20 protein-coding genes are annotated in these 19,008 nt (G+C 33.9%); 4 read left to right on the top strand and 16 right to left on the bottom strand.

The features are described from left to right. Window positions 1-5 precede the first annotated feature (5 nt). The 7 genes from G7082_RS05920 to G7082_RS05890 all read right to left on the bottom strand — a co-directional run bounded on the left by G7082_RS05920 (window position 6) and on the right by G7082_RS05890 (window position 5,617). The gene (locus G7082_RS05920) at window positions 6-713 is read right to left on the bottom strand and encodes an LrgB family protein (RefSeq protein WP_166034228.1); all 708 of its coding nucleotides are present in this window, start codon (window positions 711-713) and stop codon (window positions 6-8) included. Further along, window positions 703-1,077 (bottom strand): CidA/LrgA family protein, encoded by a 375-nt coding sequence (locus G7082_RS05915; RefSeq protein ID WP_238842718.1) that lies wholly within the window; start codon window positions 1,075-1,077, stop codon window positions 703-705. Before G7082_RS05915 ends, G7082_RS05920 begins: the two co-directional genes overlap by 11 nt. A 206-nt stretch (window positions 1,078-1,283) precedes the next feature. Beyond that, the gene (locus G7082_RS05910; protein WP_166034226.1) at window positions 1,284-2,012 is read right to left on the bottom strand and encodes a TraX family protein; all 729 of its coding nucleotides are present in this window, start codon (window positions 2,010-2,012) and stop codon (window positions 1,284-1,286) included. A gap of 166 nt (window positions 2,013-2,178) precedes the next feature. Next, window positions 2,179-2,607 (bottom strand): GNAT family N-acetyltransferase, encoded by a 429-nt coding sequence (locus G7082_RS05905; protein ID WP_166034225.1) that lies wholly within the window; start codon window positions 2,605-2,607, stop codon window positions 2,179-2,181. A gap of 160 nt (window positions 2,608-2,767) precedes the next feature. After that, window positions 2,768-3,574 carry a phosphatase PAP2 family protein gene (locus G7082_RS05900; RefSeq protein ID WP_166034224.1) on the bottom strand — a complete coding sequence of 269 codons (807 nt, stop codon included), beginning with the start codon at window positions 3,572-3,574 and terminating at the stop codon, window positions 2,768-2,770. After that, window positions 3,574-4,683 carry an alpha/beta hydrolase gene (locus tag G7082_RS05895; protein ID WP_166034223.1) on the bottom strand — a complete coding sequence of 370 codons (1,110 nt, stop codon included), beginning with the start codon at window positions 4,681-4,683 and terminating at the stop codon, window positions 3,574-3,576. The genes G7082_RS05900 and G7082_RS05895 overlap by 1 nt, the downstream gene beginning before the upstream one ends. 19 nt (window positions 4,684-4,702) lie before the next feature. Next, complete coding sequence (locus G7082_RS05890; protein WP_166034222.1) at window positions 4,703-5,617, bottom strand: ROK family protein; 915 nt, start codon at window positions 5,615-5,617, stop codon at window positions 4,703-4,705. Window positions 5,618-5,732: 115 nt separating this feature from the next. Here G7082_RS05890 and G7082_RS05885 point away from each other — a divergent pair, with 115 nt between their 5' ends. Beyond that, window positions 5,733-6,833 carry a helix-turn-helix transcriptional regulator gene (locus G7082_RS05885; protein ID WP_166034221.1) on the top strand — a complete coding sequence of 367 codons (1,101 nt, stop codon included), beginning with the start codon at window positions 5,733-5,735 and terminating at the stop codon, window positions 6,831-6,833. A gap of 85 nt (window positions 6,834-6,918) precedes the next feature. Beyond that, a complete protein-coding gene (locus G7082_RS05880) occupies window positions 6,919-7,743 on the top strand; it encodes an aldo/keto reductase (RefSeq protein WP_166034220.1) in 825 nt (274 codons plus the stop codon). Window positions 7,744-7,909: 166 nt separating this feature from the next. Here the strand turns inward: G7082_RS05880 and G7082_RS05875 are convergent, their stop codons facing one another. The 5 genes from G7082_RS05875 to G7082_RS05855 form a co-directional block, all read right to left on the bottom strand. Continuing rightward, complete coding sequence (locus G7082_RS05875) at window positions 7,910-8,281, bottom strand: hypothetical protein (protein WP_166034219.1); 372 nt, start codon at window positions 8,279-8,281, stop codon at window positions 7,910-7,912. 1 nt (window position 8,282) lies between these two features. Next, window positions 8,283-8,981, bottom strand: coding sequence for an Abi family protein (locus G7082_RS05870; RefSeq protein WP_166034218.1), 699 nt, complete (start codon window positions 8,979-8,981; stop codon window positions 8,283-8,285). Between the two features lie 166 nt (window positions 8,982-9,147). Next, a complete protein-coding gene (locus G7082_RS05865) occupies window positions 9,148-9,837 on the bottom strand; it encodes a hypothetical protein (protein WP_166034217.1) in 690 nt (229 codons plus the stop codon). Between the two features lie 13 nt (window positions 9,838-9,850). Continuing rightward, entirely contained in the window at window positions 9,851-10,585 is a 735-nt protein-coding gene (locus G7082_RS05860) for a hypothetical protein (RefSeq protein WP_166034216.1), read from the bottom strand. Window positions 10,586-10,676: 91 nt separating this feature from the next. Next, entirely contained in the window at window positions 10,677-14,249 is a 3,573-nt protein-coding gene (locus G7082_RS05855; protein ID WP_166034215.1) for a LysM peptidoglycan-binding domain-containing protein, read from the bottom strand. A 172-nt stretch (window positions 14,250-14,421) separates the two neighbouring features. Between G7082_RS05855 and G7082_RS05850 the strand changes: the two genes are divergently transcribed. Together G7082_RS05850 and G7082_RS05845 are read left to right on the top strand one after the other, a co-directional pair. Then, on the top strand, window positions 14,422-14,733 hold the full coding sequence (locus tag G7082_RS05850) for a helix-turn-helix domain-containing protein (RefSeq protein ID WP_166034214.1): 312 nt from the start codon (window positions 14,422-14,424) through the stop codon (window positions 14,731-14,733). Between the two features lie 84 nt (window positions 14,734-14,817). Then, complete coding sequence (locus G7082_RS05845) at window positions 14,818-16,059, top strand: IS256 family transposase (protein WP_166034213.1); 1,242 nt, start codon at window positions 14,818-14,820, stop codon at window positions 16,057-16,059. Between the two features lie 253 nt (window positions 16,060-16,312). Here G7082_RS05845 and G7082_RS05840 read toward each other — a convergent pair whose 3' ends face one another. The 4 genes from G7082_RS05840 to G7082_RS15115 form a co-directional block, all read right to left on the bottom strand. Continuing rightward, window positions 16,313-16,480, bottom strand: coding sequence for a hypothetical protein (locus tag G7082_RS05840; RefSeq protein ID WP_166034212.1), 168 nt, complete (start codon window positions 16,478-16,480; stop codon window positions 16,313-16,315). Between the two features lie 402 nt (window positions 16,481-16,882). Next, window positions 16,883-17,884: an Abi family protein gene (locus G7082_RS05835; RefSeq protein ID WP_166034211.1), complete on the bottom strand. Its 1,002-nt coding sequence runs from the start codon at window positions 17,882-17,884 to the stop codon at window positions 16,883-16,885. Between the two features lie 346 nt (window positions 17,885-18,230). Beyond that, window positions 18,231-18,470, bottom strand: a complete 240-nt coding sequence (gene rhuM / locus G7082_RS05830) for a RhuM family protein (RefSeq protein WP_238842697.1) — start codon at window positions 18,468-18,470, stop codon at window positions 18,231-18,233. Between the two features lie 230 nt (window positions 18,471-18,700). After that, entirely contained in the window at window positions 18,701-18,835 is a 135-nt protein-coding gene (locus tag G7082_RS15115) for a hypothetical protein (RefSeq protein WP_275115401.1), read from the bottom strand. Window positions 18,836-19,008: the final 173 nt, after the last annotated feature.

Below are 19,008 nucleotides of genomic sequence, written 5' to 3'. Positions count from 1 at the left end.
ATTTTTTAAATCACCCAACCCGCAACAATTGCTGCAATCGGTGCCAATGCCACAACGGTAATTCCCGTCACGACAATCGCAAGTCCTGCCATCGCTCCTTGAACTTCTCCCATCTCAATCGCACGAGACGTTCCAATCGCATGAGAAGCACTACCTAAAGCGATTCCCTGCGCCACTGGATCATCCACACCAAACCATTTCATCACACTTGGGCCTATCATCGCTCCTAAAACACCTGTGATAACCACTAAACCAACCGTTAAAGAAACAATCCCACCTAAAGAGTCCGAAACCCCAACCGCAATCGCTGTCGTAATCGATTTAGGAATCAAGGTTACCACCATTTCTTGATTAAAGTTAAAGACTTTCGCAAATAAGAAAATCAAAATCGTGTGGAAAAGAACACCTAAAAAGATCCCACTTAAAATTGCTGGAAAATAGCGACGGAGATAATCAAAATTTTTCTCTAAAGAAATCGCTAGAGAAACCGTTGCTGGTGTGATAAATAGACTAAAATATTTACCACCCTCTTGATAGGTATTTAACGGCACATCAAAGACCATCAATAAAATAATAATCACGATAATCGTAAAAGATAAAGGTGTAAATAGTGGGTTCGACGGATATTTAGCTTTTAAATGGCTAGATAGTAAGTAAAAACCAAACGTCACCGTAATCCAAAGTAAGGGATTTTTCAATATATCATTCAACATGAGATTTTAATTCCTTTTTTAATAGAGTTTTTTTATCGAAACGACGCTTGATTCGTTGAACCACACGTCCCACAAAGACAATCATTAGACCTGTTGTAATCACCATAATAATCAGCAACTGCCACCAAATGTCCTTTAACATCTCAAAATTAGCCATCAGTCCAACTCCTGCTGGAACGAAAAACAATCCCATGTTGTTAATGAGCCAATGTCCTGTGTCTTCCACTTGCTCCATTTTAATCCATTTAAAATGAAGAGCAAAAAATAAAAGCACCATCCCAATCACACTACCTGGAATCGGAATAATCTTCGAGACAATCTCTCCTAAAAAAGAAAATAAAAATATGACGAATAACTGCTTCATAACTTTCAAAAGTAATCTTCCTTTCGCTTACCTTGACCATAGTTTAGCACTTTTTAAGCAAGTTTTGAATGTCTTAAATGAAAATCAACTTGAAAATTTTCAAAAACCAACTATTTTTAAAATATGACAGGTAGGTACTAGATTCTTAAAAAAAAGAATCCCCATTTAAAAGGATTCCTATAAGCCTGCTATTCTTGAATCAATAGCTAAATTAAATTTCTAATTAATACTAATACGATTGTATGTAATGGATAAAATAAATAAAACCCCCACTTGATAAAATTGTTATTCAATCCCCGCTCTCCATTATAATTTAGTAAAAGTGGTATAACTAAAAAGATACCTAATGCGGTAATAGGCATGTACCACATAACATTGTCAGGCGCACCTACAGCTCCCATAAGCATTATTAGAAATAAAAAAAAGGTTGTATGAAAACATGGTGATATGATTTTTCTCTTAGGATCTTTTATTATATAAAAGCCATAAATCATAAAAATTCCAACTACGCTCCAATCAGACATCGCCGTAAGTAGGGAAAATACTATGACTATAAAGATCCGTATGCCTTTATTCGTTATTTTTTTTATTGCTCTAAGCATTAGTAATCCCATTAGTAAGGTGAAAAAGATATTATTTACTAATTCTATTGGTTCAAATGGTGTTCCCTGGGCGTGTAAAAGATGAAACGGGTAGATTGAAATCACCCAAAACAATGCCATTCTCAACATATATTTCTTTAAATTTTTAGTATAATAAAATCCCTCTACTAGTAAATATGCCATTATGGGAAAAGTAAGCTTTCCTATAAATTCTGTAGAAAAAAACAAAAAATGATTGTATTCATATATACTAAATCCTTGGCCTATATGATTTATTAGCATTGCGACGATAGCAATAATTTTTAAATGAAACGCATTGATTTTTCTTTCCATGACCTCGCTCCTTTTATTTTAATTATAGCATTAAATAAATCCGCCACTATTTTTTATAGTTATTCCCATAGCCACAGCTAATAATAAAAATTATTTATTAAAAAAAGTGACGATAGTTAAAATCAAAAAAAAAGCCAGTTCAGTCTCCCGAATCTGGATTTTTCTATTATCTCTTCAAATGTAATATCGGATAAAGCTTACCAAAGCCATCTGTCTGACTTTCAGATTCTACCTTAAACCCATGTTTCAAATAGAAGTCTTTAGCTGTTTCATTTTGCTTATTCACATCAATAAAAGAAATGTTCTTGTTCTCAATTAACCAGGTTAAAATCGAATGACCATATCCTTTACCAATGAACTTTGGGTCTAGAAATAGCATGTCTAATTCATAACCATTTCCCCCACTAAAACCAATCAGCTGCTCCTCATCAAACCAAAGAGAAAGCTCCACAGCATCTAAAAATTTCGGAATTTGTTCCTTATAAAACAAACGGTCTTCATCACTTAAAAAGTGGTGAGTTGCCTTTACCGATAATTTCCATATCTTTAAAATCATCTCATAATCACTAGGTGTTGCTATTTTTCTTGTTAACATATTTTGTTTGCTCCTTAAATTTTCGTCTTTCTATCCTCTCCTTCCCAGTTCTCATTTGATAATTCTTTGGGTGAACCCCCAGCTGTAGTAATAATTTTTCATTCGTATAACCTCGTTTTCACTGTCTATTTATGAATTCATCCTACAGTAACTTCAAGATTTAACATTCTCTCAGAGGATTTCCACCCCATTTTTTCTTCAAATATAAATTTAAAGCAATCGTTATACTAGCGCCCATTAACACATCACTAGCAAAATGAGCTCCCATAATCACACGACTCAACATCACACAAACAATCCAAGCCGCCACAATTCCGTAAAGCATCATTTCTTTGCCTTTTAGTTTCTCTAACCACATAGGTAACCACGTAATCCAAATAATCGTGGCACTGTTCGCTGAGTGACCAGAAGGAAATGACATAAAGTTGTCATCTGTAGTGAAGCCATTAATCACATACCAAGGTGTAAATTCGGCTGCTGGGTTGACCATACTACGGTAACGTTGTCTGCCCCAAAGAACTTTTAAAACAGTCACAATAATAATCGGTGCCAAGGAAATAACAACACCTGCTTTAGCAATTCTTCTCACCACTTCAAAATCAGCTTCCTTAATCTTTAAAGCAATCAAAGGAAAAATCACAAAACAAAGGCCTGCTAAAAGTCCCATCACAACCATGGGCAATTTCAAATAGTGAGTGATTAGGAAACTCGCCATAAACGTATCAAAAAAGAATAAGACTCCCAGTAAGATGTTTCCAATAGACCACTTTTTGCCACTCACCCGAATTAAACTTGCGGCACTAAAACAACCTATCAATGCCAGAACCACTTCACCAAATGACTCGAAAAACCAACCGAATAAACTTTCTGGATTATACAAAATTTGTGATATTTCCAAATCCATAAAAGTAAAACTGACTAATAAAATAGCGAATAAGATAAACAAAGCCCATGTTTTTTTCTTCATTATTTTCGATTCTTTCTAACAAAGTCACTTATGTCGCGAATACAATCCTCTGCTTGTGGGAAGTTACCGATTTGATCAATATAAGCATGCCCCATCCCGTTATACAAAGTAACTGTCGTATCAACACCTAAATCGATTAACTTTTTAGCGTAAGCCAAACTTTCAAAGGTCAGAAAATCGTGCTCTCCTGAAGTAATCATGGTTGGTGGCATTTTTTCACTTACTGACATGTAAGGTGTTAAGTACGGAACCAGGACATTATCTGTGCCTAAAATTTCTTGTAAGCCCCCTGTCATCTCTGAGAAAATCTCAATCGACGGACGAATTACACTTTCATGTTTCTTATACATCTTAACATCTCGGTCGATGCTAAACTCTGTATACTTATCTTTCACGCCACCCATGTTAAGAGTTGGATAAAGTAAGATTTGACCACACACATCTTGGCGATTTTCCTCAATGTCACGATTACTACAATAGGCAGTTAAGTTACCACCCGCACTGTCTCCAGCTACAAAAATACTATGAGGATCAGCTCCCCACTCACTCACATGATCCGCCAACCATCTCAAACCAGAATAACAATCTTTGTGTCCAATTGGGTATGGATTTTCTGGCGCTAAACGGTAATCAATGCTAACTGCAATCATGTTCGTCTCATGAACAAATAAACGCAGTGCCTCACGAACCACATCAATACTTCCCGCAAAGAAGCCACCACCGTGAATAAAATAAAGAACTGGTGAATTTTCAATGGGTTGAGCTTGTTGGAAACGAATCATTGGAATCTCATAACCGTCCTCAGCGGTTACGGTAAAAGCCATTTCCTCAATTTTCTCTTCCACCATTGGCGTTGAATCCACACTATTAAACATTTTTCTCAGGCGTTTAATCGATTTGGGACTCGCATCAAATTTCATCAAACTCTTTGGCATAAATTTCATGATTAAACTTAGTTTCTTTTGATTCTGATAAAGTCTTGGGTCCATCGCACCTGTAATATCACAATCTGGAATGGGTTTAATCGTCACTGGCACATCTCGATGTGTCACTTGATATTGTTGCTCTCTAATTTTTTCAGCTAATACCGCTTCGTAATTTCGTTTCATAAAAAATCCTCCTCGTTGATTAATGTTGGTCCATTTCTTCTAATAAATGATAGAGCGCCCCTAAAAGTCCTGCTTCATTTCTAAAATGACAAGCAACGATTTCAATCGGTGGCATCATACTTGAAAAGACTGGGAAACCATCTAAAATTTTTTGATGTTGACGTTTGATTTCTTCTACTAAGATTGGTTGTGCGCTAATGCCCCCACCAATTGCTATTTTCTCTAAATCCACCACCGCTTGAACATTCATCATCATAAAGGCTACCCCTTGGCAATAATTTTCAAATAGTGGATAGATAAGCTCATTTTTCTTTTCTAATTCCTCGAACACATGACGACCATCTAACACGTCATCTAGTCCCAACATCTCAGCCGCCTGTTTCACAAAATTAACTGCTGATCCTCTCGCACCACCAATAGCGTCCATCGCTACTGGGCTTTCTGATGTCAACATCATCATACTCAATTCACCTGCTTGAAAATGAGCGCCTGAGTGCAGGCTACCATTTAAAATCAGACCACCACCAACACCAGTTCCAAGTGTCATGACACCACCATTTTCAATACCTTTTAACTGTCCTAACCATAATTCAGCAAGTGCTGCTGATTTTCCGTCATTCATCACACCACAAGGTAAATTAATCTCTTTTTCAATAAAATCTTTTAAAGGAAACTCGTGTAAAAAAGTTAGAGCCCCTCCGTGATAAACAATTCCCGCTTCAGAATCAATTTTACCTGGACAACTGACTGCCACAGCTTTCACTTGATTCGTATATTCTTTTAATACATTTTTTAAAACATCTTTAAACTCAGATAAATTAGAAGGTGTCGCTTCTTTTTTTACAAATACAATTTGCCCACTGTGATTAATCAAGGCATGTTTGATAAAGGTTCCCCCAATATCAATACTTAAATAATGTGTCGATTGTGTCATGGTAATTCCCCCTATAATTATTATAGCGCTTTCATTAACAGTTTACTTTTTTTGTTAAAAATATTATAGTAAATTTATCTGATTAATAGTATTTTTCAATGAAAGAAGTGACAAAATGAAACCACTTATTAATTTTTTAGATCATTTAATGACGATTACTAATTTTTCTTATCTTTTGGTGGAACAAGAGACGATGTTCATTACCCAGAAGAATATTACCGATATCCATTTAACTCAAAAACAAATCCGACATGTAGCTAGCCAATCTAAACTGATTCACACCTACTACCTAAAAGAACCTAAGCTATTAGTCTTTGGCTATCTTCTAGAAAAGGAAAAACAGCTTTTACTTTTATTTATCGATGATGATATTCAACAATTTATTTCGTATAATGATCAGCTACTGAAAATTGCTGAGATGATTCATCTCTTTTTGAAAGGCGCACCTTTAAGTAAAGCAGACGTTCTTTCCACTAATCAAAACATTCTTTATTTGAAAGAAACGGTGATTGATGAAGCAATTAGTCAGCAAAAAGAACAAGAAATTTATCATCATGATTACGAAAGTGAAGAGGCTCTTTTCTTGGAATTAATGAATGGCAATAAAGAAGGTTTACTTCGCCGTTTTTATGCCTTTCAAAAATACTCTATGACAGGAACTCTTTCCACTGAGTCTGAGTTGAGGAGTCAAAAGAACATCCTGATTGTCACCGTGGCTGTGTCTACTCGTTACGCCATTCGGGGCGGTGTTCCTAATGAGCGAGCTTATACATTAAGCGATAAACTGATTCAAAAAATTGAGAAAACCACTGTTCTCAATAAAACAGATCAACCTGAACTAGATATCATGCTGCTGTTTACCAATGAAGTGCTTAAATACCAACATCTTAATTACTCAACTCCCATCAAAAAAACCTGTGAGTTTATTCAAAAGAATACCTATAGTAAATTATCTGTACCCGTGATTGCTGAAACGGTGAATTATTCCGTACCACATCTCTCCCTTCTTTTTAAAGAAGAAGTTGGCATGACCCTCAATCACTATGTCATGAAGCAAAAAATTGAAGAAAGTAAGCGACTGCTGGCTTTCAATCAATACGACATGAGTACCATTAGTTCCTTATTAAATTTTACAGATGTCAGCTACTTTATTAAAGTCTTTAAAAAATTTGAAGGCATGACACCGAGAATGTATGCCCAAATGATTGGACATTAGTATTTTCTCATTCTCTGAAACCTTTCCTTACATTATATAAAGCAACCTATGATACACTTATTTTATTACATAAGGAGGTACTTTTATGACTCACACAATCACACTAAGTAATGGCGTTAAGATGCCATTAGTTGGTTTAGGTACTTGGCAAGTGAAAGACGAAGCCGAGGGAATTAATGCAGTAAAATCAGCCATTGAAGCAGGCTATAAAGCCATCGACACTGCGGTTGTTTATCAAAACGAAGCAGCAGTAGGTAAAGGGATTAAAGAATCTGGTACTAAACGAGAAGATTTATTTATTACCACAAAAGTTTACAATGATTGCCAAGGGTACGAAGAAACACACCAATCATTTAAAGAAAGTTTGGAACGTTTACAATTAGACTATGTGGATCTTTATTTAATTCACTGGCCAATTACAGAAAAATACCATGACACATGGCACGCCATGGAAGAAATCTATGCTTCTGGAAAAGCTAAAGCTATCGGTATTTCTAACTTCCACCCTCAACACATTGAAGATTTAATGACAACGGCGAAGATTAAACCGATGATTAATCAAATCGAGTTACATCCAAACCAAAATCAAAAAGAGTTAGTGGCTTATTGTCATAACACGGACATCGCCATTACAGCTTATTCACCATTAGGACACGGCGGCGCATTGGAAAACCCTGTTTTAATCGAATTAGCTAAAAAACACCACAAATCAGTGGCTCAAATCATTTTACGTTGGGACATTCAAAACAAAATCACAGTCATCCCGAAATCAGTTAGTAGCGAGCGTATTGCTGCAAACATTGATATTTTTGATTTTGAATTATCACCTGAAGAGATGAACGCTATCGATCAACTTCATACTGGAGAACGAGTTAACAAAAATCCAGATATTTTTGTGATTGAGAAATAATTAATAAAAAAATGATGTTGAAAACAGGCACGAGATACCGTGCTCATTTTCAACATCATTTTTTGCCTAAAATAGTTTTGCTTTTACCCATCCCTATCTACCCTTTCGGCAAAGGGGTATTTCATCTGATTTGAGAATACCACCAAAAGTTTCTAGACGTCAAATTTTATCTGGTATATTCAGCGATTATCAGCTCAAAGAAATAATAAATTTCTCTAAGTTCATGGTTTTTAGCATACATTTGCTTATTTCTTTTAATCACTTGAAGTAAATTTTTCAATTCTTGAGCGTTTCTATTTTTTAGACCTTTGTGCTTCACGTAACGCTCATGAAGATAAATCGTTGCGACAATGTCATTCACTTTCATATTGGTTAAGGCCTTATTTCTAAGCTCGCTATCAATTCCTGCCCGTTCGGCAAACTGTGTTAGCTGAATCGCCGATTTTTTATATTTTAAACTGTTCTTTTTTTTGCCATATTGAAATGGTTCCACCACATTGCTAATAAGTGGTCGACTATGGGTTGCTGCATTCCTCACATTAGTTACATACCGTAATAGATTGGAAGCTGTCTTTAATTTTTGATAGCCAAAATATTTTTTTACAGTAAAATCCTATAAAGCGATCCAAATTTGCTAAGGTCATCACTTCCAACAAAGCCCAAATGGATAATTTTTGGTGATGACAATCGTAAAATTCTTGATCGTAATTAAATTTCCCTTGGAGTTTACTCATGATTCTTTCTGAAGCCTTCACATAACCTGTAAGGATCTCTGCTTCTGTTTTTTGAGGAAATCGTCTCTTCCCATTTTGAATAAATATTTCTTTCATGTACGCATCATATTCTTTCACGATTTGATAGCCATCTTCTTCTTTGGAATTAGTAATCGAGGTGATAATCAAGGTTTTTAGGAAATGCTCAATTTCAAAAATCATGCGTCCGAGAATTTGCCTGAGATGGCGATCGATATAAGCTAAATCGGCTAACTGAATAAAAGAGGTGTTCACATATTTTCCTGAACTGTCCTTGCCAAAATTTTTGCGGTAAGCCGTCACTTTAAAATAGTAGGTCCAATTGGTTAAAAGGTCACGAACAATTGGCTCTTCTTTTTGTGAAATCTTAATTCCTTTGTATCTGGAATAAGTAATTTGCTCATCTATTGTAAAAAGTTCTTTATTGCGAGCTCTTTGGATTAATTTTTTCATTTCCTCTTTGTTATATGTGTTATCTTTCATCATCTCTTCCCTCCTCTAAAGCGACATTTAAATAACTGACGCTATTTTTATTTCTTCGTTTTTTGTTGTTTTATATGAATTATTATATCATTACAGGATATTTAATAACACTTTATTGTTTTATGTGTAAAAAACACCCTCTAGATAACTAGAGAGTGTTTCATTATTTTTAATCAATATATTTTCCTATGATAAACCAACCCATGATAAATGATATATTCCAAGCAAATAAAAAGAACAGAATACCCGCAAGACGCTTAAACACATAAATAATACCAGATTCTATCAAGCGTTCATTTTTTTCATTAGAAAAAGCTTTTTCTAGCTTAGATTCTGTTTCATAAACTTCATGGAAAGTTGTTTCTTGCTCATAAATAGGTTTACCTTCAATATCATATTTTTTAATACCATTCCTATTTCTCGCCTGCACGTCATCTCCAAAGAAATTTTTCTTATTTCCTGTACGACTGTAAGTTTTTTTAGTCACTCTTGCTGGTTGATTATAGGCTTCTTTAAAATTCTCTTTAAACTGAGTCATTGATTTTTTAAAGTCTGCTTTTTTAAATACTCTAACCATCAAGTAGTCTTGGACAAATGGATAAAACCTAATATTCAATAACAGTCCAGCAATTAAAAAAATGATCATAGGCAAATCATTCTTTAGCCGCCAAAAAATAAATGAACGTGTATACGAATCAAAGATATGAGGTATATTAAATAGTAAATATGTTAATAATTCAAACGTGCCATACAAAATAAAACTTCCCCAAATAACTGAATAAATGATGCTGATAGGCTTCAAATAATCCTTTCTCTCTAATACTCCTGACGCTGTCCAAATTCTTTTTAAATAATCCATTAATTTTTACTCCTTATAGATACATTTCATCATACATAGTTAACGTTTTTTTCATTGTCTCCTGAACACTTTGCCAATTTTTATAATTTCTTGATTTCATGCCATTAGCCCTGGCTTGCTGTTCTTCAGATTCAAATAAATTGATGGCTTCTTTAGCAGAGCTAGCTCTTCCAGTTGTTAAATAGATATATAACCATGTCAATGTGTATACTGAGGCATAGTTCTTATGAATCTCCCCGTTATCATAAATTTTATTAACGACTTCTTCGGTGTATAGCATGTAATCTAGACACTGTCTTTCATCCACTAAATATTTTAATTCCTGATCGTTTTTTAATTTTGCTTCCCATCTTTTTTGTAAACCGAATAGTTTTGAATAAAATGAGTTACTATAATCTGGAAAACCTTTGTATTTTAAATGTCCTTTGTTAGAATTATACGAAACAAATTGACAGAAGAAAATAAACGTTACGATAAAGGGAACAAAAAATAATATTGCTAAAATATTAAATAAAAATTCAGGTGTATTTGGAAAATTAATTCCAATACCAAAAAGTAAAAATCCAAATACAATTGATGGGACAATGGTTGTCATACTCAACATAAATGTCATGTATTGCTTTTTTTTATTATCTATTTTCTGATCAAATTCATTAATATGATTTTTTCTACCTTCTAAAAAGGCTAAATATCTAAACTTACTACAAATTTCATCTAGTAAGGGTGTTTCACATGGTTCAAATTCCATAAATTTCTACTCCTTTATAAAGATAACTCATTAAAAAAGAAGGAGGTTTCTCCCCTTCTTTTTAATGGTTGGATTATTTAAATTATAAGTTTTATCCTCTGTAGACAGTTGCATTACCAACATAAACCACAGATGTAATTTCATAGTGTGATCCCATATCAACAACAAAGATACCGATACTCATATCAGAGTAGTCACTCATGATGATATTTTCATAATGCTCTGATTGACCAGGTCCATCATTTCTAGCAGCTTCACGTTCCATTTCAATGTATTGTTCAAACATTTGATCAGCAATTAATTCTGCTAGTTTATCTGAATCACCATCTACTTGTTTTTTTGAAACTCTGTGTTGGGCGATATTTTCAGAATTGAATGTCATTTGTTCATCACCTACGTTGTAAATTGGAGCATATGTACCATCCAGTAACATTTCGCCTGGAGTTTCATGGTCAAATAAATACATCACTTCAACTGCTCGAGCACCTGAAACGCCACCAGCTTTACCATCATTTGTCATATTTATTTCATTCTCACCATATTGGTTTTGTTCTGCTTGTACTTTAAGGATGAAATTATCAGCAACCTTTTGCGTCAATTCTGCATCTGTTAATTGTTCCCCTTGTTCAATAGACACCCCAGTATCATCTACTTTAACTTGATTTTTAATGTCTTTAATTTCTTGATCATCTTTACCTTTAATATTTTCAATGATTGGGTCTTTTACAGTTACTTCTTTTTTACGGTAAATATTGGTTGTTGTGTAAGTTGTAACTGTATCTCCATTTGCCAATGTTTCTACTGTTTTTACTGGCTGACCTTTTGTTACTAATTCATAATCAGCTAAGGAACCTGTGATTACGTTTCCTTTATCGTCTTTGTTGATAACTACTTGTTTATCTGTATTAACGATTTTGTGGTGTACATTAGTCGTGGTATACGTTGTTATAGTATCTCCATTCGCTAAGGTTTCAATAGTTTTTACCGCTTCACCTTGTTTAACTAATTTATAACCATTCAACGAACCTGTTATAACATTTCCTGATTCATCTTTGTTAACGGTCACTTCTTTATCTGTATTCATCAATTTATGATATACATTAGTCGTTGTATAAGTAGTTACAGTATCTCCATTTGATAACGTTTCAATAGTTTTTACCGCTTCACCTTTTGTTACTAATTTATAACCATCCAACGAACCTGTGATTACATTTCCTGATTCATCTTTGTTATCGGTCACTTCTTTATTTGTATTAACATTTTTGTGATAAATATTGGTTGTTGTATACGTATGAACGACTTTTCCGTTTTCTTCTGACACAATTATGACCGAATTTCCAGATTCTACTAACGTATAGCCTGTTAACGAGCCTGTTATCACATTGCCTGCTTCATCTTTATTAATTGTTTCATGACGTTCAATTGGTTTCACTGCTTCTTTTAGTTTATACGTCTTGACTGTTGTGTAAGTTGTTACGGTATCTCCATTTGGTAATGTTTTAACCGTTTTAACTGGTTCATTTGTATGGACTAACTCATAACTATTCAATGAGCCTTCAATCACATTGCCATCAGAATCTTTATTAATCGTCACGTGTTTGTCTGTATTAACATTTTGATGGTAAATATTGGTTGTTGTATATGTATGAACGACTTTGCCATTTTCTTCTGATACAACTAAGTTTGGCGTTCCTGGTGTTACTAATGTATAGCCAGCTAACGAACCTGTTATCACATTACCTGCTTCATCTTTGTTCACTGTTTCATGACGTTCAATTGGTTTCACTGCTTCTTTTAATTTGTAAGTGTTCGTTGTTGTGTAAGTCGTTACGGTATCACCATTTGCTAATGTCTCTACCGTCTTAACTGATTCACTTGTAGAAACTAACTCGTAATTATTCAATGAGCCTTCAATCACGTTACCTTCAGTATCTTGATTAATCGTCACTTCTTTATCTGTATTAATCACTTTATGATACACACTTGTCGTGGTATACGTATGAATCGTTTTCCCATTTTCTTCTGAAATAACTAATACAGCTTCACCTTTTGATACGAATACAAAGCCATCTAACGAATTTAATTCATTGCCTGCCTCATCAATATTTTTTTCCACACGACGAACTTCAGGACGTTTGTCTTCTACTTTTGGCAATTCATTTTTGATATCATTAGCTTCTTCTTTTGTTTTTTCTGGAACATTTGAGTCAACATCGACTTTATCTGCTTTTTCTTTAACCTTTTCTGCATACTCTTGACTGTTTTCAGCGTCTATTTCTACACCTTTAATTTGGGCATCTAATACTTCAATCTTATCTTCTAATTTAGCAATTTCTGCATCAATTTTTTTGATTTTAGCATCAAGTGCTGCTAATTCTGCTTGGATTTTTTTAGCTTCCTCACTATTAGCGGCTTCTACATTGGTTGGTAAACTAGATAGATCTTTTTGAGCCTGGCTTACATTAGCTTGCGCTGCTTCTAGGTCTTGTAACACTTGATTAAGTTCCGCTTGAGAAGCGGCAAGACTAGCATTTACTGCTGTCGCTTGTGCTGATAAAGACATAAATTCTGCTTTAGCTGTATCTAATTCTGCTTGATAAGTGCCTAAATTAGCTTGAGCTTGTTCTCGTCGTGTGTTTAATTCTGCTAGTTTAGCTTGGGAAGTAGCGTCTTCTAGTTCTGTTGCTTGTGTTTTCAGTGCCTGAATCTCCGCATCTACTGCATTTAACTCAGCTTGTGCCCCATCCACTTTACTTTGAGCGCTACTCACTCGTCCATTTGCTGCATCCACTGCATCTTGCGCTTGATTCACAGCAACTTGTGCTTGATTCACTTTTTCTTGAGCTGGCGCAATGGCTGCTGTTTTATCTGCCACTGTTTTTTGAGCTTCTTCTAATTGTTGCTCTGTTTGAGCTCTTTTAGCTTCTAAATCTTTTAATTTGTCTGAATTGGTTTTATTCAATTCTGCTGTTAATTTCTTTTCAGCTTCAACTTTTTGGCGCTCTGCTTCTTTTTTAGCTTCTTCTTCTTTTCTCTTTTGTTCTTCTGCTTTTTCTTTCTCTTTTTTAGCATTTTCTACGTCTTTGTCATCCACTTTACTGTCTGGTTTTTTCCCGTTAGTAGTGTTTGTGTTAGGATTGACGTTTGGTTTAGTGGCTGTATTTTTTTGATTAGTTACTTCTTTTGACGGTGTATCACTTTTTTGATTAGCAAATGTTTTAGATTGATCAACTTTATCTTCATTGGTTAATTTAACTTCGTTAACCACTTTACCATCTTTATCTGTCACGGTAATTTTTGACCCATCAAACGTAATTGTTGTCCCAACAGGAACGCTGTATTGAGAACCTTCTTCAAATCCATTGATTTCCATTAATGTTTGCCATTTCACATTAACAGCTAAAGAAATATTATAAAAAGTATCCCCTTCTTCAAAGGTATATGAGGTTTGATTTTCTTTTAATTTTGCTTGAATTGTTTCCACAGAGTTTGCTACCCATTCATCTGCCTTAACAGTTTCTGCGTTAACAAACATTGAACCACCTAGTAATAACCCTGAAAATAACATCCCTTTAACAACCCAGTGCTTACCTGATTTATACATCTTAGCACGATACTTTGGTTCTTCTGTTCCGTGCAGTCTAGACATTCTTGTCTCTTTCATTAAAAAACTCCTCCTACTTTATTTTTATATACCCTATATTATACAGAGTAGGAACACCGAGAGTAAGGACTCACAATACCTACTTAATTTTTTAACAGGTATTAAAAGCACTAATATTTTTTAATGGTAAACGGTACGATTAAGGGAGTGAAACTTATTAGGGGGATTATTTATGATCTTTGGTTTAGAAATTGCAAAACGAATACGGGAGTTGCGAATACAACAAAATATAACACAAGAAGCACTAGCAAATAAGGCAGGAATTGACAGTAGTTTTTTAGGGCGTATTGAGAGAGGACAAAATCCAAATTTACAAGTTGATACATTAGATAAAATCATTACGTCATTAAATGTTGATTACATAACTTTCTTTTCTTTTAATAGTTCTGAAAATGAAAAAGTGAAATTGATGAACAAGCTCTCATTAGTCGCTAATGAAGACGAACTGTTGATTATTTTTAACAACATCGAGAGTGTAATATAAACCGTGTAAGTAACCTACCATCCTAGGTAGTGGGTTGCTTCGCGGTTTTTCTTTTTTTACAATAGATTAAAGGAGTGGTAAGTCGTGACGAAAAAGAAAAAAGATCAAAAATCAGCGAAGTTAGCTCAATCAATTATTGATGCCTATCAACCAGAATCGGTTGAAGACATGCAAGAAGCCCTAAAAGATGTTTTCGGACCGATGTTTGAAGCAATGCTACGTGGAGAATTAGATAATCATTTAGGTTATGAGAATCAGTCAAGACAAGAAAAAGAAACTCAAAACAGACGGAATGGATATGGAAATAAAAAGTTAAAAACAAGTTTTGGTGAATTAGACATTCAGGTTCCTAGAGATAGAGACGCTTCTTTTGAGCCAGAAATCATTCCTAAAAGAAGCAGAGACGTTTCAAGTATTGAAGGAAAAGTTCTTTCTATGTATGCCAAAGGCATGAGTCAACGAGATATTGCCTCGACAATTGAAGATATTTATGGTTTTACTATTTCTCATGATATGGTGTCGGATATCACAGATCAAATATTACCAGAACTTGAGGAATGGCAAATCAGGCCTCTGGCCAAATGCTATGCTTTCTTGTTCGTCGATTGTATGTATGTCACTCTAAGAGAAAATTATGAAGTGAAAGAATGTGCGGTGTATACAATTCTTGGTTATGATTTAAAAGGAAATAAAGAAATTCTAGGTATTTGGCTAAATCAAACAGAATCGAAAAATAGATGGATGCAGATTTTTGATGAGATTAAAGAACGTGGTGTTGAAGATATTCTTTTTATTTCAATGGATGGTGTATCAGGGCTTGAGAATGGAGCCAAGGCTATTTTCCCAGGTGTTGTTGTTCAACGTTGTCTGGTCCATTTAGTTAGAAATGCCCTTCGTTATGTGCCAAGTAAAAGTTATAAAGAGGTTTGTAAGGATATGAAGTCTTTTTACAGTGCCTCCTCTTTAAAAGCGGCTCAAACAGCTTTTGATACCTTTCAAACAAAGTGGGTAGTCTATCCTGGAGCTATTGATGTTTGGAAAAGAAATTTCCACCATGTCGAACAATTATTTGATTACGGCTCAGCTATTCGAAAAATAATGTACACGACAAATGCTGTAGAAAGTGTTCACTCTAGTTTCCGCAAGGTAACTAAAAAAGGAGCTTTCCCTAATGAGAATGCCCTTCTTAAGCTATTATATCTTCGAGTGAAAGAACTTCAAAGTAAATGGGAAGGTGGGCATGTTCATAATTGGGCTATGGTGCTTAACCAATTAACGGTCAACGACTCTTTTTCAAAACGTGTCGAAAAATATAATCGTTACTAATCAAAATAAGTGAGACATATAAAATTTGACAACGAGTCTCTCGTCCTGCGATTTTTTATCGGGACAAGAGGTTTATTAAAAATACCCTCTTATCCCTAGAGATTATCACAGGACGACTCATTGTCAAATTGAGTTTCTATTTTTATTTTTAAGGAATTTACACACTTAACTTGACAAACCCACAACATCATTAATGTCGCAAAAAAAGAGAAATCATAAAACTGTGATTAGTTTTATGGTTTCTTCTTTTTTATTAGTATTTAATTTCAATCGCCTCAATCAATGCTTCTAAAAAACCTTCTTGATACGCAACTTCTCCTGTTTTACTAATTTCTGCTGCAATACTATATAGGATAGGATCTGTGACACCTTTTAACTTTTTGATGCGACTATCACTTAGGGCAACTGGTTCTTTTGACATGTGATAATTAACTAGTGTCATACCTAAGATAGGTGAATGATGACTAGTTTAGTCTAGATAAAACAAAAACACCTTCCAAATTATTAAAAGATGTTCTATTTTATTCTCCTAACAAATCATTAAGTATTATGTACAGCACAATAAAAAGCACCTCTAATAATTTAGATAGTGCTCATTTTGATTATATCTAATTTTTTTGTGTTTCTGATGTTTCTCATCTATCACACTATTTCTAACTCATATCGACTTAGTGACTCAAAAAATAAATCCCACTTCCTTAGAAGTGGGATCATTTTGTTAAATACGTATATCTAACTAGTTAATTATTAACCCCACAGTGAAACATCACTATGCGAGCCAACCCATTACAGGTTGTTTCATTGTTTACTAATCATAACTCTCTCAATTTAAACAATCAAGTAAAATATTAAAAATTTCAACTGTTTTCTCTAGTTTAACATTTCCTTTATAATAGACTCCTAGTCGTTTACTTCGTTTAACTAACTCTAAACCTTCCCTTTTTCTTCTACCACTTAACTCCTCACTACATAAATACTTATGCAGATGAAACAATGATACCAAATCATTCACCTTGTCATATCTAACTGTATTACTATCAATTCCCATCACATTCGCATAGGATACCAATTGATTACTTGCAGGGACTCGTCTTTCAAAAATGTTGTAGATAAAAGGATTACTATGTGCTGTACAATTTCTTATATTTTTTGTATACACCAATAGACTACTAGCATTTTTAACATTTATCGCAATCGGCTTTGTGTTATATATTGGATTATTTACATAGAATTTTAAAAATTTAACTAAACCACCCATATCAAGTAACTCTATCAAAACCCAAAAGGATATTTGATCTCTTCGTTTATCATGAAAGTCTTTCATATATTTCGTTCCAGAAAATCTTTTTGAGATCATTTTAAAATAATTTTTGTCCGTATTTTTAAACTGGGTCACAATTAAATACTCATCTACTCTAGAATTTTTAGTTAAATCATTGATTAAAGCTACCTTTGCAGCATGTTCGACATCCAAAGTCAATTGCAATAAAAAGTACCTGACTCCCATATCGATAGAAGCTAAATCCGTCAGCATCTTGAAATCCAACAAGTCATATCCACTAGCATTGTTCTTATTAAAGAATTTTCTATAGACAGATACTTTAAAATAATAATTCAAATTTTCTAGTATTTTCTTAGCTTCTTGCTTGCTCGTCATATTAAACTTGATGCCTTTATATTCCATATAACTAATTTGTTCATCCACCGTAAGAGCTTTCTTCAACTTCACTTTAGGCAATATTTCAAATTCAACTCGTTGTTTCATTTTTAATTTTTCTGTGCCTGAATAATAAACTGACTTTGAATATGACTTTGATGTTCTCATTCATACACTCCTCATACTAACATTCTATCCATATTTTAAAATATTAAAGGGACTCGTGTAACTACTTATTTATTACCCCAATAACCGCATAAACTCTTCTAATTATTTTGTAGATTTTTCTGTTGTTCCTCCTAACTCACTCAGTATCTTAAATAAACTGTCTGTTGATTTCTCAATAAAGATAATTCGTGCTCTTGAAGAATAATAATTTCATCAAGTTGTTTGAATAAGTTTCCAATTTTAATTTGTTCATCATTGGTTAGGAATATTTATGAATAAACTAGTGCAGTTCCGCCAGCTATTCTCAAGCGCCTTTACATCTCTTAAACCGAATAACTAGTTTATTCTATATTTTATACATTTTTTCTCCTTGCTTCATTCGACCAACATCAATTTTGTAACCTTTTTGAATATACTCTTTCAAAATTTCTGTCGCCCACATCCGGAATTTAGTAGCTTTTTGTGAGTTAACCTGGTAGCCAATAGAAATAATTGCGTCTAAATTGTAGTATTTAACTTTACTAGTTTGAGTTTTCCCTGCGATTGCTCCGTGTTGAGTGGTGTGTGCAATTTCTGCACATACCATTGTTTTATCTAATTCCTGCGTTTCAAAAATAGTTTTAAATGACGTGAAATCGATGACCTATCCGCCTCATACATTAAAAATTGTATTTCATGCACTGTCACACACCTCTTTTATTATGTCATCTTAGCTTTTCTCTTTTCCTAGTATATCATTAACAATATACGTAAATAATAATTAAATCACTCGCTAAAATAAAAAAACTCCCAAATAATTGGAAGTTCATTTCATCTCTAATTAAAAATCTTTGGACCTTTACGCATGTTTTTTACGTCATTTTTAGGATCAGCCATTGTTTTAGAACGTCCGCCTGATTGTTTACTTTTAATTAAATCTAACATTTTCTCTTTTGAAGTTTTTTCTGCCATTGTTTGACTCGCTTTCTTTGAACTTAAACATCATTTATTTCTTGTTTATTCTAACACATTTCGTTAAAAACTCTTAAATTTATTCACTTTTCTCCGCCAAATTTATTTTTCCACCGCCATTTGAGGGTATTTGGCGGTGAAAGATAACTTTTATATACGCAACTTTCACTTTA

Origin of the sequence: Vagococcus hydrophili (assembly GCF_011304195.1) — a bacterium.
In the GTDB taxonomy this organism is placed as follows: domain Bacteria; phylum Bacillota; class Bacilli; order Lactobacillales; family Vagococcaceae; genus Vagococcus; species Vagococcus hydrophili.
The sequence above is the reverse complement of the archived record's forward strand: the minus strand, read 5'-3'. Positions and strand labels throughout refer to the sequence as shown.

Excerpts from the sequence above, each read along its gene's own strand:
- G7082_RS05835 (WP_166034211.1), bottom strand. The coding sequence starts at position 17,884 with ATGAGAACATCAAAGTCATATTCAAAGTCAGTTTATTATTCAGGCACA.
- G7082_RS05900 (WP_166034224.1), bottom strand. The coding sequence starts at position 3,574 with ATGAAGAAAAAAACATGGGCTTTGTTTATCTTATTCGCTATTTTATTA.
- G7082_RS05915 (WP_238842718.1), bottom strand. The coding sequence starts at position 1,077 with ATGAAGCAGTTATTCGTCATATTTTTATTTTCTTTTTTAGGAGAGATT.
- G7082_RS05860 (WP_166034216.1), bottom strand. The coding sequence starts at position 10,585 with ATGGAATTTGAACCATGTGAAACACCCTTACTAGATGAAATTTGTAGT.
- G7082_RS05880 (WP_166034220.1), top strand. The coding sequence starts at position 6,919 with ATGACTCACACAATCACACTAAGTAATGGCGTTAAGATGCCATTAGTT.
- G7082_RS05890 (WP_166034222.1), bottom strand. The coding sequence starts at position 5,617 with ATGACACAATCGACACATTATTTAAGTATTGATATTGGGGGAACCTTT.
- G7082_RS05920 (WP_166034228.1), bottom strand. The coding sequence starts at position 713 with ATGTTGAATGATATATTGAAAAATCCCTTACTTTGGATTACGGTGACG.
- G7082_RS05840 (WP_166034212.1), bottom strand. The coding sequence starts at position 16,480 with ATGTCAAAAGAACCAGTTGCCCTAAGTGATAGTCGCATCAAAAAGTTA.
- G7082_RS05870 (WP_166034218.1), bottom strand. The coding sequence starts at position 8,981 with ATGATGAAAGATAACACATATAACAAAGAGGAAATGAAAAAATTAATC.
- G7082_RS05855 (WP_166034215.1), bottom strand. The coding sequence starts at position 14,249 with ATGAAAGAGACAAGAATGTCTAGACTGCACGGAACAGAAGAACCAAAG.
- G7082_RS05865 (WP_166034217.1), bottom strand. The coding sequence starts at position 9,837 with ATGGATTATTTAAAAAGAATTTGGACAGCGTCAGGAGTATTAGAGAGA.
- G7082_RS05850 (WP_166034214.1), top strand. The coding sequence starts at position 14,422 with ATGATCTTTGGTTTAGAAATTGCAAAACGAATACGGGAGTTGCGAATA.
- rhuM (WP_238842697.1), bottom strand. The coding sequence starts at position 18,470 with ATGGTATGTGCAGAAATTGCACACACCACTCAACACGGAGCAATCGCA.
- G7082_RS05905 (WP_166034225.1), bottom strand. The coding sequence starts at position 2,607 with ATGTTAACAAGAAAAATAGCAACACCTAGTGATTATGAGATGATTTTA.
- G7082_RS05895 (WP_166034223.1), bottom strand. The coding sequence starts at position 4,683 with ATGAAACGAAATTACGAAGCGGTATTAGCTGAAAAAATTAGAGAGCAA.
- G7082_RS15115 (WP_275115401.1), bottom strand. The coding sequence starts at position 18,835 with ATGGCAGAAAAAACTTCAAAAGAGAAAATGTTAGATTTAATTAAAAGT.
- G7082_RS05885 (WP_166034221.1), top strand. The coding sequence starts at position 5,733 with ATGAAACCACTTATTAATTTTTTAGATCATTTAATGACGATTACTAAT.
- G7082_RS05910 (WP_166034226.1), bottom strand. The coding sequence starts at position 2,012 with ATGGAAAGAAAAATCAATGCGTTTCATTTAAAAATTATTGCTATCGTC.